The sequence below is a fragment of the Citrobacter sp. Cb023 genome (assembly GCF_030336805.1).
Classification (GTDB): domain Bacteria; phylum Pseudomonadota; class Gammaproteobacteria; order Enterobacterales; family Enterobacteriaceae; genus Citrobacter; species Citrobacter braakii.
Genome location: NZ_JAOWCV010000038.1, coordinates 1,063,614 through 1,080,190, shown reverse-complemented (window position 1 = coordinate 1,080,190; position 16,577 = coordinate 1,063,614). Strand labels below are relative to the sequence as shown.

Here is a 16,577-nt window from a genome sequence, read left to right as displayed (position 1 = left end):
CATTGTTAATCGTGAAGAGGAGCAAACAGTGCGTATAGGTATCGATTTAGGCGGTACGAAAACGGAAGTTATCGCGCTTGGCGACGCAGGCGAACAGCTTTTTCGCCATCGCCTGCCCACGCCGCGTGATGATTATCGGCAAACGATAGAAACCATCGCCGCGCTGGTGGAGATGGCGGAAAAGGCTACCGGGCAGTCGGGAACCGTCGGGATGGGCATTCCCGGTTCAATTTCGCCCTACACCGGAGTGGTGAAGAATGCCAACTCGACCTGGCTTAACGGGCAACCTTTTGACAAAGACCTGAGTACGCGTCTGAATCGCGAAGTGCGGCTGGCAAATGATGCCAACTGCCTGGCGGTTTCTGAAGCCGTTGATGGTGCAGCGGCGGGGGCGCAAACCGTGTTTGCGGTGATTATCGGTACAGGATGTGGCGCTGGAGTGGCGCTGAACGGCCGAGCGCACACGGGCGGGAACGGTACTGCGGGCGAGTGGGGGCATAATCCGCTGCCGTGGATGGACGAAGACGAACTGCGTTATCGGCAGGAAGTGCCCTGCTATTGCGGCAAGCAAGGCTGTATTGAAACCTTCATTTCCGGAACCGGTTTTGCCACCGACTACCAGCGTCTGAGCGGTAAGTCGCTCAAGGGCAGTGAAATTATCAGTCTTGTTAATGCCCGGGATGCCCAGGCGGAACAGGCGTTGAGTCGGTACGAGCTGCGTCTGGCGAAATCACTGGCGCATGTGGTGAATATTCTCGATCCGGACGTAATCGTGCTGGGCGGCGGAATGAGCAATGTCGACCGACTGTATCAAAACGTGCCAACGTTGATTAAACAGTTTGTCTTTGGCGGCGAGTGCGAAACGCCTCTACGCAAGGCGCTGCACGGTGACTCCAGCGGCGTGCGCGGCGCGGCCTGGTTGTGGCCGCAGGAGTAATGTTCGCGCTGCCGGGTAGCGCAGAGGCTATCCGGCAGCGGGAGTCATCCGGGATACGCTGCGCTTCAGGCGACCATAGAGCAGCAGCGACGACATCGCAGAAAACGACAGCAGCGCCGCCGGCAACGTCACGTAGTTGTAGGCAAAGCCCAGCGTCAGCATCATACCACCGCACCAGGCGCCAATCGCGCTGCCGAGATTAAAGGCAATTTGCCCCCCAGCCGCACCCAGCAGCTCACCCCCTTTAGCATTTTGCAGCAGCAAAATTTGCAGCGGCGCCGACAGGGCAAACAGGCCCGCGCAGCAAATAAAGGCGAAGATCAGCGACGCGGCTTTGATCCCGCCAAAGGCAAAGAGCAGCAGCAGAGCCAGCACAATTACAAAGTCGGTTATTACCGCAATACGCAGCGGCGTATAGCGGCCAGAAAGGCGACCGCTCAGCAGATTTCCCAACACCATCCCCAATCCCACCAGCATCATGATGAAGGTCATCAGCGCTTCGGAAAAGCCGGAGATGAACATCATGTACGGTTTGACGTAGCTGAACCAGGCGAAAACCCCGGCGTTACCAAACATGGTGGCGGAAAAGATGAGCCACGGGGCGGGGGTTTTCAAAAAGTGAAATTGTTCGCGCAGTTTCCCTTTTGCTTCATCGCTGATGTTGGGTACCCAAAAAGTTATCGAGACCATCACGGCGATATTAAAGACGGCTATCAGCAGAAACGTGTAGCGCCAGCTAAATTCCTGGCTCAGCCAGGTGCCGATGGGAATGCCAATCAGATTAGCAACGGTCATACCCGAAACCATGCCCGCGACGGCGGCGGTGACTTTTCCCGGACGGGCCAGCTTCGACAGGATAATCGCGCCAACGCCAAAAAAAGCGCCGTGTGGAAAGCCGGAAACCAGCCTGCCCACCGCCAGCATTAAATATGAGGAGGAGAGGGTGAAGATGGCGTTGCCGATCACGCACAGCGTGACCAGAAACAGCAGAATATGCTTGAGAGAAAAGCGGTTGGAAAAGAGCGCAATAATAGGTGCGCCCAGCACCACGCCAAAAGCGTAAAACGAAATCATATGGCCAGCGGCAGGGATGGAAATTCCCACGTCCCGCGCCAGCTCGGTGAGTACACCCATGATGCCAAACTCGGCCATGCCCAGCCCAAATGTCCCCAGAGCTAAAGAGAAAATGACTTTTTTCATACCACCTGCCAACAAGAAAGACGCACGATGTGCGCCATAGCGGCGAACGTTCGCCGCCAATAGAGATAGCTTGCGGATAAGCGAAGTGGAATGCCATTTCATATCCGTCTTTGTGTATTCACGATCGTGCTATGTGCCGTGCCGGATAGCGCTGGCGCATATCCGGCCTCCAGGAACTGAGATGCTATCAGGCATCAACTGCAAACATTTTATCGAGTTTGCTGTAGCCCAGTCCGTTGATTTTTTTGACCTTGATCTGCACCGGAATGCGTTCTTTCATCGCTTCAACGTGGCTGATGACACCAATGGTTTTGCCAGTGGCGTTGAGCGCATCGAGCGCATCCAGGGCGGTATCCAGCGTTTCGCTGTCCAACGTGCCGAAACCTTCGTCGAGGAACAGGGAGTCAATTCGCGTTTTGTGGCTGACCAGATCGGACAACGCCAGCGCCAGCGCCAGACTCACGAGGAAGCTCTCGCCGCCGGAAAGCGTACGCGTGTCACGCACGGCATCGGCCTGCCAGGTATCAACCACTTCCAGCTCCAGCGCTTCGCTGGCCTTGCGCTGCAACAGATAGCGACCGTGCAGACGGGTCAACTGGTTGTTGGCAAGCCAGACCAGATTATCCAGCGTCAGCCCCTGGGCAAACTTGCGGAATTTATCTCCCTCTTTCGAGCCGATCAGCGCGTTCAGATAGCCCCAGTCTTCGACCTGCTGTGCGACTTTTGCAATCTCGAGCATCAGCGCCTGCTGCTGCTGGCGGTTTTCTCCATCCTGCTTGAGCTGCTGGCGAATTTCGCCCTGACGAGTGGTGTTCTCCCGTAGCTGCTGGGTGAGTTGCGCCAGCGCGTCGTGAAGATGTTGCACGGTGAGCGTGAGATCCACCCCGGTTGGTAGCTGTTGTTGATGAGTCGCCAGCGCCTGCTGCGCCTGATTAAGCAGCGTTTGCGCCTGCTGTCGCTGGCCTTCCAGTGATTGCTTCAATTGTTCAAGGCGGTTAAAGGTCTCTTCATCCAGCAGGGCGGCAACAAAGGCGTCGCGATCGGCAAAGATGCTGGCCTGCAATGCGGTATCAAACTGCGCCTGAATTTCTGCAGCGCGCTGAACCTCCTGCGCCTCCTGCTGCTGTAAGGTTTGCCACTGCCCCTGTAAAGAGAGGCAATCGTCGTGCACCTGCCGCCAGTTTTCCAGCGACAGATTCTCAATGTTTTCACCAAGCGCATCGGTTTCAGGCAGCGTTTCCAGCACCGGCGCAAGCTGGGCGATTCGAGCCTGTAATTCAGTCAGTTCGTTCTGGCGCAGCTGCCACATTTGCGCTTCGTTCGCCCGCTCGCTCAGCCATGAGGCGACTTCACCCTCGGCCGGAAGGGACAGACCATGACGGGCCAGCTCGGCGGTTAACGTTGCCTGACGCTGGTCAATATGCTGCTGGAGCTGAGTAATCTGCTCTGTGTGTGCGGTGATTTGCGCCTGCAGGGTATGACGCAGACTCAACTGGTGAAGCTGCTGCTCGTGCTCTTCCTGGGCGGCAAGCCACGGGGCGATGTCATCCTGCGGTTGCAGCGTCACGTTGAGGCTGGCGGTGACGGTCTGCCACTCTTGAGTAAGTGCTTGCTCTTCCTGAGAAAGCGTTTGTACTTCGCGTTCATCGCGCTGAAGTTGCTGGGTTATCGCCTCAAGTTGACCGCGTAGCGTTGAACCCTCATCGGCCAGCGTTTTGACCTCTTTTTCCAGCGCTTCACGCCGTGTCTGATTCACACTCAGTTCGAGCGTTTGATAGCGCTCAATCGCCGGGTGCGTGGTGGAGCCGCAAAGTGGGCAAGGCATGCCGGATTGCAATAGTGCCCGCTGGCTTTCCAGATCTTTGATCCGGGCTTCCTGCTCGCAAATGATTCTCACATCGGCAAGCTGCTGATTTTTATCTTTATAGCGCTGACGCTTTTCTGTAAGCACCGCATTGCGCTGGGCCAGCTCCTGCTGACGCTGCACAAGCGTGGCGCGTAGCTGCGCCAGTTGCTTTTGCTTCGGGGCGATTTGCCCGTGCAGATTACTCAGCCGCTGGCGTAACGGACGAAGCTGCACATGTTGCGCCAGCGCTTCCGTTACCTGTTGTGCCGAAAGGGTCAGCGTGGGAAGCGCCAGCGCATCGAGCTTGCGCGTGTCGTTCTCCCGCAACTGCTGCCACTGGCGCAGTTGGGCGCTGGCGTCGGACTGTTGGGCCAGTAGCGCTTTCCATCCTGCCAGTTCGCTACTCCACAAACGGAAGCGGTCATGTTCCTTCAACCAGTCGGTTAACGTTTGCTGTCCGGCGAGCATAGCGGCTGACTGCGTTTGTGCCTGCTGACGAATACGTCCGCGCAGCGCTAAGCTGCTTTGTAAGCGAGCATTCACTTCCTGAATCTTCTGTCGCGTACGGTCAATCGTAGCCGTTTGTTCCTGGATTCGCTCCCAGTGTGGGCGTAACGCTCTGGCCGGGAGTGCCAGACTCAGCGCCGCCAGTTGCGGCTGCGCCTCTTCCTGCGCCTGAAGTGCAGCCTGTAATGCCTGCTGGTGGCGGTTTATCTCCGCCTGTAGCTCATTTTGCCGCATGAGCCAGTTGAGGTGCTGCTGCTGGGCTTGTTGGCTGGTAAGGTATTGTTTTTCTTCGTCAGTAAGTACCTGCAAACTTTCTGTCAGAGATTGCAGCTGTTCTGGCGCTAACAGCGCAACACCGCTGGCCTGGGCCTGCAGTTTTTCCAGTTCCGTACGCGCTGATTTGTGCTTTTCAAATACCATGGCGGAGATTTGGCCGTAGATCTCAGTGCCGGTCAGCTCTTCCAGCAGCTCGGCGCGTTCTTTCGGTTTGGCATTGAGAAATGCGGCAAACTGCCCCTGAGACAGCAGCATCGAACGGGTAAAACGTCCGTAATCCAGCCCGGTAAGCTCGGCGGTCATCTCCAGCTTATCTTTGACCTTATCGGCGAGGATTTTACCGTCGGAGCAGCGGGCCAGCTCTACGCGAGGGACCTGCAGATTGCCCTCCGGCTGATTGCGTGCCCGGTTCTGGCTCCAGAATGCGCGGTAGGCTTCGCCCCGCACCTCAAACTCGACCTCGGCCAGACACTCCGCGGTGTCGCGGGTCATCAGGTCGTTTTGCGACTGTGACACGGTATTCAGGCGCGGCGTTTCGTGGTACAGCGCAAGGCAAATTGCGTCCAGCAGGGTCGTTTTCCCCGCGCCCGTTGGCCCGGTGATAGCGAACAACCCGTTGCTGGCAAACGGTTCTGCCGTAAAATCGACTTTCCATTCTCCCTTCAGGGAGTTGAGGTTTTTCAGGCGCAGGCTGAGAATTTTCATGCTTCAGCCTCCCCGGCAAGCGTTTGTAAGGTTGCGCTAAACAGCTGGTTAAGCCGTTCACGCTGCGGTTCTTCGAGTTCTTCCAGCGCCAGGCGGCGGTCAAAAACCTCTGCCACGCTCAGCTCGCTTAACGTTTCACGTCGTTCATTGGCCATAATGCGTTCGCGCTGTTCCCGACTGCGGCGCACCAGTAGCACTTCTACCGGTAAATCTTCGGTTAAGGCCTGGATCTTACGTTGCATATCATGCAGGTAGTCGTCGGTGGTGATTTCAATATCCAGCCACACCGGTGGCTCTTGCTGCACGCCGCGCCACTGCTCAAGCTGGGTAGTAATGGCGGCTAAATCACCTTTCAGTACCGCAAGCTGCTGCGTAACCGGCACGGTGAGATTTTCAACGGCGCTGAGTTTCCCCGCGTCAAAGCTCACCAGATGTACACATTTGCTTTTGCCACACTCGTCAAAACTGAGGGCAATCGGCGAGCCGCAGTAGCGAATATGTTCCGTGCCGCCGATAACCTGCGCCCGGTGAATATGTCCCAGCGCGATGTAGTCTGCCGGTGGGAAGTTTTGCGCCGGGAAGGCGTCCAGCGTACCGATATAAATGTCACGTACGGCGTCGCTTTTACTGGCTCCGACGGTGGTCAAATGCCCGGTCGCAATGATGGGAAGATTGTGGTCGCCGCGCAGCGTGCAGGCATCCTGATACTGCTGCTGATAATAATCGGTGATTGCGCCCAGTAAATGCTGCTGTTTTTCTTGTCCTGTCAGCCCGGCCTGGCTGGTGATGATGTCGCGCGGACGTAAAAAAGGCACCGGACACAGGATCGCCCCCGGTGTACCGTCGCGTAGCGGCAGTATCTGCGGCCCATGGCCAGCGCTGGCAATCACCGTTGTGTTGAGAAACGCCAGAATATCGCGGGATTCATTGAGCGTGGCGACGGAGTCGTGGTTGCCTGCCAGCACCACCAGATGACAGCCGGTTTGCTGCAGATTGACGACAAAACGGTTATACAGCTCACGGGCATAGCTAGGCGGTGAGCCGGTATCGAAAATGTCGCCTGCCACAATAATGGCATCCACCTGCTGGGATTGTGCCGTTTCCAGCAGCCAGTCGAGAAAGGCCTGATGCTCGGCGGCGCGGCTCTTGCTGTAGAAATTTTGGCCCAGATGCCAGTCAGACGTGTGAAGGATGCGCATAAGAGTTCCATGACGGTAAAACAATGGCGGGGATTATAACCCTTCACGAGTGGGAATATCTTGTCTCCGGGCTGTCATAATTCGCCGGGCTGCGTTAAACCTGGACTATCTTTTCATAAATCTGTCATAAAACTGACGCATAATGGCACTGTATTGATGGCAAACGATTTAATTACAAACAGGGCAAATCATGGCGAGACGTATTCTGGTCGTAGAAGATGAAGCTCCAATTCGTGAAATGGTCTGCTTCGTGCTCGAGCAAAACGGATTTCAACCCGTTGAAGCCGAAGACTATGACAGTGCTGTGAACCAACTTAATGAACCCTGGCCGGATCTCGTCCTGCTTGACTGGATGCTTCCAGGCGGCTCGGGTCTACAGTTTATTAAACATCTCAAGCGCGAAGCGATGACGCGGGATATCCCGGTGATGATGCTGACGGCGAGGGGGGAAGAGGAAGATCGCGTCCGGGGGCTGGAAACCGGCGCGGATGACTATATTACCAAGCCTTTTTCTCCCAAGGAGCTGGTGGCGCGTATTAAAGCAGTTCTGCGTCGTATTTCACCGATGGCGGTGGAAGAGGTTATAGAAATGCAGGGGCTAAGCCTTGATCCCACCTCGCATCGCGTGATGACCGGCGAGGATCCGCTGGATATGGGGCCGACCGAATTCAAACTGTTGCACTTCTTTATGACTCATCCCGAGCGTGTCTACAGTCGCGAGCAACTCCTTAATCATGTCTGGGGAACCAATGTGTACGTGGAAGACCGGACAGTGGATGTGCACATCCGCCGCTTACGTAAGGCGCTGGAGCACAGCGGACACGATCGTATGGTGCAGACGGTTCGCGGGACGGGATATCGTTTTTCAACCCGCTTCTGACTGACAAGAATCAGGGCCTGAAGGATTAGGCCGTATAGGGAGTAAGACGTTTGCTAGAACGATTGTCATGGAAAAGGTTGGTACTGGAGCTGATCCTGTGCTGCATACCGGCATTTATCCTTAGCGCTTTTTTCGGTTACCTGCCCTGGTTTTTACTGGCGTCGGTAACGGGCCTGCTTATCTGGCATTTCTGGAATTTATTACGTTTGTCCTGGTGGCTATGGGTCGACAGAAGCATGACGCCGCCGCCGGGGCGAGGCAGTTGGGAGCCGTTGCTGTACGGGCTGCATCAAATGCAACTGCGCAACAAAAAGCGCCGTCGTGAACTGGGTAATCTGATTAAACGTTTTCGCAGCGGGGCGGAATCGCTACCCGACGCGGTGGTGCTGACCACTGAAGAAGGCGGTATCTTCTGGTGTAACGGACTGGCCCAGCAGGTTCTGGGACTGCGCTGGCCGGACGATAGCGGGCAAAATATTCTTAACCTGTTGCGCTACCCGGAATTTACACAATATCTGAAAACGCGCGATTTTAGCCGACCGATCAATCTGGTACTCAATACCGGACGGCATCTGGAAATTCGCGTGATGCCCTATACCGATAAGCAACTGCTGATGGTGGCGCGCGACGTTACCCAGATGCATCAACTGGAAGGTTCACGACGTAACTTTTTCGCCAACGCCAGCCATGAACTGCGTACGCCTCTGACGGTGTTACAAGGGTACCTGGAAATGATGCAGGAGCATCCGCTGGAAGGGACGACGCGTGAAAAAGCGCTGCATACCATGCGTGAACAAACGTATCGCATGGAAGGGCTGGTGAAACAGCTGCTGACGCTGTCAAAAATTGAGGCTGCGCCGACGCTACTGCTGAATGAGAAGGTCGATGTGCCCATGATGCTGCGCGTGCTCGAACACGAAGCGCAAACGCTGAGCCAGCAAAAACATACGTTTACCTTTGATGTTGATAACAGCCTGAATGTGCGGGGTAACGAGGAGCAGTTGCGTAGCGCTATCTCGAATCTCGTCTACAACGCGGTGAACCATACGCCAGCGGGAACGCACATTACCGTACGCTGGCAGCATGTGGCGTCGGGGGCGGAGTTTTGCGTGGAAGACAACGGTCCAGGCATTGCCGCCGAGCATCTTCCACGCTTAACCGAACGTTTTTATCGTGTGGATAAGGCGCGATCGCGGCAAACGGGCGGCAGCGGACTTGGTCTGGCCATCGTTAAGCATGCGCTGCATCATCACGACAGTCGCTTGAATATCGAAAGCGAACCAGGCGTTGGGACGCGATTTAGTTTCGTGATCCCGGAACGTTTAATTGCCAAAATTAACGGTTAAGGCGCATTCGTAAGATAATCTTTCCAAAAGCCAGCGCAAGCTGGCTTTTTCTATGCGGTCAATATAACCATCCTGAATTTTACGACGTTTGGTTGTTTTTTGTTCGAACTATTACCCATACCTTTTTCCATGAAATGGTGTTTTGTGCTAACCCCATTTTTCATATCGCTATATTGTTCTGGTTTTTGGATCCCACCTTGCTTTAAAACGTTATAAGCGTTTAAATTGCGCTCCAGGTGCTGTCATACCGACTGCATTTACGCGGTAAATCGAAAAACTATTCTCCACCGCGCCAGTCTGGGAGTGTTTCCCGCTGGAATTGAGCAAAAATGCCGCTGTATTGTCCCCTAGGGAAAGGCAAAAATTTATTATTTTCAACACCACATCCACAGGCAGTAAGACTTTATGACCCATCAGTTAAAATCGCGCGATATTATCGCTTTGGGATTTATGACATTTGCACTGTTCGTTGGTGCAGGTAACATCATCTTCCCCCCAATGGTTGGTTTGCAGGCAGGTGAACACGTCTGGACTGCGGCTTTTGGCTTTTTGATTACCGCCGTTGGCCTGCCGGTACTTACCGTTGTCGCGCTGGCGAAAGTCGGTGGTGGTGTGGACCGACTGAGCACGCCTATCGGTAAAGTCGCTGGTTTGCTGCTGGCGACCGTGTGCTACCTGGCTGTTGGACCGTTATTTGCTACGCCGCGTACCGCGACGGTCTCTTTCGAAGTCGGGATTGCACCGCTGACCGGTGACTCCGCGCTGCCACTGCTTATCTACAGCGTGGTCTATTTCGCGATTGTGATTCTGGTTTCGCTGTATCCGGGCAAACTGCTGGATACGGTTGGTAATTTCCTGGCTCCGCTGAAAATCCTGGCGCTGGTGGTCCTGTCTGTCGCCGCAATCGTCTGGCCAGCAGGCCCGATCAGCAATGCGATGGAAGCCTATCAAACTGCGGCGTTTTCTAATGGCTTCGTGAACGGGTATCTGACCATGGATACGCTGGGCGCGATGGTATTTGGTATTGTTATCGTCAACGCCGCTCGCTCGCGTGGCGTTACTGAAGCGCGTCTGCTGACCCGTTATACCGTTTGGGCGGGTTTGATGGCGGGTGTGGGCTTAACGCTGCTGTATCTCGCGCTGTTCCGTCTGGGTTCAGATAGCGCAATTCTGGTCGATCAATCTGCTAACGGCGCGGCAATTCTGCATGCGTATGTTCAGCACACCTTTGGTGGCGCAGGGAGCTTCCTGCTGGCGGCGTTGATTTTCATCGCCTGTCTGGTCACCGCTGTTGGCCTGACCTGCGCGTGCGCAGAGTTCTTTGCCCAGTACGTTCCACTGTCTTATCGTACGCTGGTATTTATCCTCGGCGGCTTCTCGATGGTGGTCTCTAACCTGGGGCTGAGCCATCTGATTCAGATCTCTATTCCGGTGCTGACGGCTATCTATCCGCCATGTATCGCACTGGTTGTATTAAGTTTTACCCGCTCATGGTGGCATAATTCTTCCCGCGTCATTGCACCTGCGATGTTTATCAGCCTGATTTTTGGTATCCTTGATGGCATTAAAGCTTCTGCAATTGGCGACGTGTTACCGGCCTGGACCCAGCGTTTACCGCTGGCGGAGCAGGGGCTGGCGTGGTTGATGCCAACAGTCGTGATGGTGGTCCTGGCAGTTATCTGGGATCGTGCAGCGGGTCGACAAGTGACCTCCAGCGCACACTAATATCACTGACAATAAGTTTTAACCACGGGGCTATTAACATGGCCCCGTGGTTTTTTATTGTGTTAACAGGTTAGGAATCGATGGAAAGTAATAACAAGCTAAAGCGTGGGCTGAGCACCCGGCACATTCGCTTTATGGCATTAGGTTCAGCAATTGGTACCGGGCTGTTCTACGGCTCGGCCGATGCCATCAAAATGGCGGGGCCAAGCGTGTTGCTGGCCTATATTATCGGCGGCGTAGCGGCGTATATCATTATGCGCGCGCTGGGCGAAATGTCCGTTCATAACCCTGCTGCCAGCTCCTTCTCGCGCTATGCGCAGGAAAACCTTGGACCGCTGGCAGGCTACATAACCGGCTGGACCTACTGTTTTGAAATCCTGATTGTCGCCATTGCCGATGTTACTGCCTTTGGTATTTACATGGGCGTCTGGTTCCCGGCCGTACCGCACTGGATTTGGGTACTCAGCGTGGTATTGATTATCTGCGCCATCAATCTGATGAGCGTGAAGGTGTTTGGCGAGCTGGAATTTTGGTTCTCGTTCTTTAAAGTCGCCACCATTATCATCATGATTGTCGCCGGTTTTGGCATCATCATTTGGGGGATTGGTAACGGCGGACAGCCTACCGGTATCCATAATCTGTGGAGCAACGGCGGTTTCTTCAGCAACGGCTGGCTCGGCATGGTGATGTCGCTACAAATGGTGATGTTCGCCTACGGCGGGATTGAGATTATCGGGATTACCGCTGGCGAAGCCAAAGACCCGGAAAAATCTATTCCGCGCGCCATCAATTCCGTACCGATGCGTATTCTCGTGTTTTACGTGGGGACGCTGTTCGTCATCATGTCTATTTACCCGTGGAACCAGGTCGGCACTGACGGTAGCCCGTTCGTTCTGACGTTCCAGCATATGGGGATTACCTTTGCCGCCGGGATCCTCAACTTCGTAGTCCTGACCGCGTCGCTGTCGGCCATCAACTCTGACGTCTTTGGCGTGGGGCGTATGCTGCACGGTATGGCGGAGCAGGGCAGCGCGCCGAAAATGTTCGCCAAGACGTCGCGTCGTGGCGTGCCATGGGTGACGGTGATGGTGATGACCATCGCGCTGCTGTTTGCGGTGTATCTAAACTACATCATGCCGGAAAACGTCTTCCTGGTGATCGCCTCTCTGGCGACCTTCGCAACGGTATGGGTGTGGATTATGATCCTGCTGTCACAAATTGCCTTCCGTCGTCGTCTGCCGCCGGAAGAGGTTAAGGCGCTGAAATTTAAAGTGCCGGGTGGGGTTGTGACGACCGTCATTGGCCTGATTTTCCTGGTCTTTATCATCGCGCTTATCGGCTATCATCCGGATACCCGCATTTCGCTATACGTCGGTTTTGCGTGGATTATCCTGCTGCTTGCCGGCTGGGTTTTCAAGCGCCGTCGCGAGCGCCAACTGGCTGAAGCGCAGTAATATTTTTGCCGGGTAGCTTAATGTTACCCGGCAATTTTCTCCTCCCCCGCACTCCTCCCCCAATAATCGTTAAGATGATGAGTGATCCTGCACTTCGCTATGGCAAGGTGACGTCATTATCATCAAAGGGGATACGTGATGTTGAACGCCTGGCACCTTCCGGTTGCCCCATTTGTTAAGCAAAACAAAGATCAACTGACGATTACATTATGGCTGGCGGGGGAAAATCCACCCCAGCGGGTGACGCTACGCGCAGAAAACGATAACGAAGAGATTTCGCTGGGTATGCACAAGCAACGCAGCCAGCCGCAACCGGGCGTGACCGCGTGGAGAGCGGCGATCGATCTCTCCAGCGGACAGCCTCGTCGACGCTATAGTTTTAAATTACTTTGGCTCGATCGTCAGCTGTGGTTTACCCCGCAGGGATTCAGCCGTTTTCCGCCTGCGCGTCTGGAGCAGTTTGCTGTTGATGTGCCGGATAACGGTCCGCAGTGGGCCGCCGATCAGATTTTTTACCAAATTTTCCCGGACCGTTTTGCCCGCAGCCAGTCGCGTGAAGCGACTCAGGATAACGTCTATTACCACCACGCTGCCGGACACGATATTGTGCGGCGCGAGTGGGATGAACCGCTTACGGCCCAGGCCGGTGGCTCCACGTTTTATGGCGGCGATTTGGACGGCATCAGCGAAAAGCTGCCGTATCTGAAAACGTTAGGCGTCACGGCGCTGTACCTGAATCCGGTATTTACCGCGCCGAGCGTGCATAAATACGATACCGAAGATTACCGTCATGTTGATCCGCAGTTTGGCGGCGACAGGGCGCTGCTGCGCCTGCGTCACACCACCCAACAGCAGGGGATGCGCCTGATTCTCGACGGTGTTTTTAACCATAGCGGCGATTCACACGCCTGGTTTGACCGACATAATCGGGGAACGGATGGCGCGTGCCATAATCCGCAATCCCCCTGGCGCGACTGGTATCATTTCTCAGCCGACGGCGTCGCGCTCGACTGGCTGGGGTATTCCAGCCTGCCCAAGCTGGACTTTTCCTCTGAAAGCCTGGTGAATGAAATTTATCGCGGCGAAGACAGCATCGTTCGCCACTGGCTGAAAGCGCCGTGGAGTATGGATGGCTGGCGTCTTGACGTGGTGCATATGCTGGGAGAGGCCGGTGGTGCGCACAACAACCTGCAGCACGTGGCCGGAATTACGCAGGCGGCGAAAGAGACCCAGTCAGAGGCATATGTGGTGGGCGAGCATTTTGGCGACGCGCGCCAATGGTTGCAGGCCGACGCGGAAGATGCCGCCATGAACTATCGCGGTTTTACCTTCCCTGTATGGGGATTTCTCGCCAATACCGATATCTCATACGATCCGCAATTCATTGACGCCCAGACCTGTATGGCGTGGATGGATAACTATCGCGCGGGTTTGTCGCATCAGCAGCAGTTGCGGATGTTCAACCAGCTCGACAGCCACGATACCGCCCGTTTTAAATCTCTGCTCGGTAAAGACGTCGCACGTTTACCGTTGGCGGTGGTGTGGCTGTTTACCTGGCCTGGCGTGCCCTGTATTTACTACGGTGACGAAGTGGGACTGGATGGGAACAACGATCCGTTTTGTCGCAAACCATTCCCGTGGCAACCTGAAAAACAGGACGCTAACCTGCTGGCGTTGTATCAGCGGCTGGCAACATTACGCCACCAGAGCCAGGCGCTGCGCCATGGTGGTTGTCAGGTGATTTACGCCGAGGATAACGTGGTGGTGTTTGTACGCGTGCTAAACCGCCAGCGTGTATTGGTGGCGATTAACCGTGGCCACGCCTGTGAAGTGGTCCTGCCTGCCTCGCCATTACTGAGCGTCAGCCAATGGCAGCACCAGGAGGGCAAAGGCGTGCTTGCCGAGGATATCCTGACGCTGCCGGCGATTTCCGCCTCGGTGTGGATGGGTCATTGATATAAGTGCGTAACATCCGGGCTTGCCAGCAGCGTTTCCCGCCACCAGCGCTGCGCTAATCCATCGCGGTTATTGCGCCAGGCCATATAGGCCACGTCTTTTTGGCGAAATGAGATGACCGTTTTTTCCACCAGCTCGCCCGTGGCAAGCCACGGGTTAGCAATATGGCGGGGGAGAAATCCGCAGCCCAAGCCGGCCCGCAGTAGCATCACCTTACTGTGGAAATCATCAACGCGAATCTGCGCCTGCTCCTCCATCAGATTGGTTTGTAACGGATGACAAAAGCGGGCGCTGTCGCTAATGACAATCGCCCGGTGCAGGCACAGCTGTTCGTTAGTCAGGCCATCCGGTGCTGCGGCCAGCGGATGCTCAGGCGCAACGACAAACACATTGTCCAGCGTGCCAAGCATTTTGTAGGACCAGGCCGCTGACGTAGGCGGTTCATTAATCGCCCCCAAAATAATATCTGCTCCATTATGCGTCAGCTCCTCCCAGGAGCCCGCCAGCGTATGGTGGGTGAAGTTAAGGCGGGTTTGCTTATTCAGCGCGTGAAATTCATCGATAATGGGCAACAGCGAGGCGAAAGGGAAGGAGTCGTCCAGCGCAATCGCCAGCTCTTTTTCCCAGCCTGAACTCAGCTGCACCGCCTGCTTTTCGAGATCTTTTGCCGCACTCAGCAGCAAACGTCCCTTTTCCAGCATCATCTGACCGGTGTCGGTAAATTTTGCCCGGTGACCGGAACGGTCAAGCAACTCGATATTCAAATCACTTTCCAGCTTTTGAATCATATAGCTGAGTGCTGCAGGGGTTTTAAACAGCGATTCGGCCGCCGCGGCAAATGAACCCTGTTTATCAAGTGCGTCGAGAATTAGCAAAACATCCAGATTGATGCGCATAAGCAGAAAATATCCTGAAAATTAAACCCCTCTGTTGTACCGAATGGAGAAAAACAATGCCAGTGAATAAATTAGATGAGTCATGCGCATTTTTTTGATGTTGTTTAGGATATATCGCAACACAAAATTAATAGTTTCACTGGATGGTAAGTTTTCTTTAATAACTCGTTAGAAATTTCCCGCTATACTCAACAAGCTTTCTGATTCAGGATCCTGCTGCTGACGGCAGATACAGACCGTTGCCTTTTAACTTATTGATTAAGAAGGTGTGCTATGTCTATTCGGGAACTGATTGACCCTCAAAACTCAACGCTTATTTTTATTGATCATCAGCCGCAAATGTCATTTGGTGTGGCGAATATTGACCGCCAGACTTTGAAAAATAATACCGTGGCATTAGCGAAGGCCGGGAAAATATTCAATGTTCCGGTGATTTATACTTCTGTGGAAACGAAAAGTTTTAGCGGTTATATCTGGCCGGAATTGTTAGCGGTTCATCCTGATGTTAAACCAATTGAACGCACCTCGATGAACTCCTGGGAAGATGCGGCGTTTGTGAAAGCCGTGGCAGCGACCGGGCGTAAAAAATTGATTATCTCCGCGCTGTGGACCGAAGTATGCCTGACTTTCCCGGCGCTGATGGCGCTGGAAGCGGGTTACGAAGTTTATGTGGTAACTGACACTTCCGGCGGCACGTCCGTGGATGCCCATGAGCGTTCTATCGACCGCATGGTACAGGCGGGTGCCGTACCTGTGACCTGGCAACAGGTTCTTCTCGAGTACCAGCGCGACTGGTCCCGCAAAGAAACCTACGACGCCGTCATGGATCTGGTACGTGAGCACAGCGGCGCCTACGGTATGGGCGTGGATTACGCCTACACCATGGTGCATGGCGCGCCGGAACGTAAAGCCTAAATACACCTCATCCTTCATGTTGCCTCTTTGAAGGCTTCGTTTGCGTACCCCGGTCACTCACTTTGTCAGCTTCCGGGGATACACAATCTTGCCGCTTCGATGCGCCATGAATGATTTTGTGTATTGCTTACGTGGCCTAAGCGGGCCTGTTTCCTCTCCACAAGGAACCCTTTATGGCGCAGAACAAACATGTGACGTTGGTGATTTCCCACACCCTGCTGCCTGAACAAGCGCAGCGGTATGAGCAGTGGCTGGGGAAAATCATGCCGGTGGCGGCCGAGTTTCCCGGTCATCTTGGGGCGAATGTGATTCGTCCTGCAGATGGCAACAATTTGTGGAACATCATTATCCGCTTCGACACGCTTGAGCATCTGTATAACTGGACCCAGTCCGATACGCGCCGCGTGCTGGTCGAAGAGATTGCCCCGCTGCTGGCGGAAGGGGATAAAACTGAAATCCGCACCGAAGCAGCGTTCTGGTTTACACCGCCCGCGCCCCATGTACGTCAGCCCAGGCGCTGGAAACAGTTTCTGATAACTCTGCTGGTGATTTTTCCCAGCACCAATCTGGTGCCGTGGTTGACCGGCATTGTGCTGCCTGCCATGAAGGGCTCGTTACTCCTGCATCTGATCAATGATGCCTGTGTGGTTGCGCTGGTGGTCTGGTTCTGGATGCCCATCGTAACCCGTCTGTTTGCCGGATGGCTGAAAAAAGCCTGACCGGTTTCTCAGGAGA

Annotated in this window: 12 protein-coding genes; 8 read left to right on the top strand and 4 right to left on the bottom strand. The window is 54.7% G+C overall.

All coding sequences use genetic code 11. From position 1 onward, the window contains the following. The first annotated feature begins 28 nt into the window (after positions 1-28). Positions 29-937, top strand: a complete 909-nt coding sequence (gene mak, locus OGW44_RS18930; protein ID WP_016155842.1) for a fructokinase — start codon at positions 29-31, stop codon at positions 935-937. A 27-nt stretch (positions 938-964) separates the two neighbouring features. On the opposite strand, the gene araJ is transcribed toward mak, so the two are convergent. The 3 genes from araJ to sbcD form a co-directional block, all read right to left on the bottom strand. Beyond that, positions 965-2,137, bottom strand: a complete 1,173-nt coding sequence (gene araJ, locus OGW44_RS18925; RefSeq protein WP_047416924.1) for an MFS transporter AraJ — start codon at positions 2,135-2,137, stop codon at positions 965-967. 187 nt (positions 2,138-2,324) lie between these two features. Continuing rightward, positions 2,325-5,471, bottom strand: coding sequence for an exonuclease subunit SbcC (gene sbcC, locus OGW44_RS18920; protein WP_185654218.1), 3,147 nt, complete (start codon positions 5,469-5,471; stop codon positions 2,325-2,327). Next, entirely contained in the window at positions 5,468-6,670 is a 1,203-nt protein-coding gene (gene sbcD / locus OGW44_RS18915; RefSeq protein WP_016155845.1) for an exonuclease subunit SbcD, read from the bottom strand. Before sbcD ends, sbcC begins: the two co-directional genes overlap by 4 nt. A 190-nt stretch (positions 6,671-6,860) precedes the next feature. Here sbcD and phoB point away from each other — a divergent pair, with 190 nt between their 5' ends. The 5 genes from phoB to malZ all read left to right on the top strand — a co-directional run bounded on the left by phoB (position 6,861) and on the right by malZ (position 14,031). After that, entirely contained in the window at positions 6,861-7,550 is a 690-nt protein-coding gene (gene phoB / locus OGW44_RS18910; protein WP_003021496.1) for a phosphate response regulator transcription factor PhoB, read from the top strand. A gap of 50 nt (positions 7,551-7,600) precedes the next feature. Then, positions 7,601-8,896: a phosphate regulon sensor histidine kinase PhoR gene (phoR, locus tag OGW44_RS18905; protein ID WP_016155846.1), complete on the top strand. Its 1,296-nt coding sequence runs from the start codon at positions 7,601-7,603 to the stop codon at positions 8,894-8,896. 405 nt (positions 8,897-9,301) lie between these two features. Then, the gene (gene brnQ / locus OGW44_RS18900; RefSeq protein WP_016152017.1) at positions 9,302-10,621 is read left to right on the top strand and encodes a branched-chain amino acid transporter carrier protein BrnQ; all 1,320 of its coding nucleotides are present in this window, start codon (positions 9,302-9,304) and stop codon (positions 10,619-10,621) included. Between the two features lie 80 nt (positions 10,622-10,701). Beyond that, the gene (proY, locus tag OGW44_RS18895; protein WP_016152018.1) at positions 10,702-12,075 is read left to right on the top strand and encodes a proline-specific permease ProY; all 1,374 of its coding nucleotides are present in this window, start codon (positions 10,702-10,704) and stop codon (positions 12,073-12,075) included. 138 nt (positions 12,076-12,213) lie between these two features. Beyond that, complete coding sequence (gene malZ, locus OGW44_RS18890; protein WP_016152019.1) at positions 12,214-14,031, top strand: maltodextrin glucosidase; 1,818 nt, start codon at positions 12,214-12,216, stop codon at positions 14,029-14,031. Here the strand turns inward: malZ and OGW44_RS18885 are convergent. Continuing rightward, a complete protein-coding gene (locus OGW44_RS18885) occupies positions 14,025-14,927 on the bottom strand; it encodes a LysR family transcriptional regulator (protein ID WP_047357684.1) in 903 nt (300 codons plus the stop codon). The genes malZ and OGW44_RS18885 overlap by 7 nt on opposite strands. 273 nt (positions 14,928-15,200) lie before the next feature. Between OGW44_RS18885 and OGW44_RS18880 the strand changes: the two genes are divergently transcribed. Then, positions 15,201-15,842 (top strand): hydrolase, encoded by a 642-nt coding sequence (locus OGW44_RS18880; RefSeq protein ID WP_047416914.1) that lies wholly within the window; start codon positions 15,201-15,203, stop codon positions 15,840-15,842. Between the two features lie 173 nt (positions 15,843-16,015). Then, positions 16,016-16,561, top strand: coding sequence for an antibiotic biosynthesis monooxygenase (locus OGW44_RS18875; protein WP_016152022.1), 546 nt, complete (start codon positions 16,016-16,018; stop codon positions 16,559-16,561). The last annotated feature ends 16 nt before the right edge of the window (positions 16,562-16,577 follow it).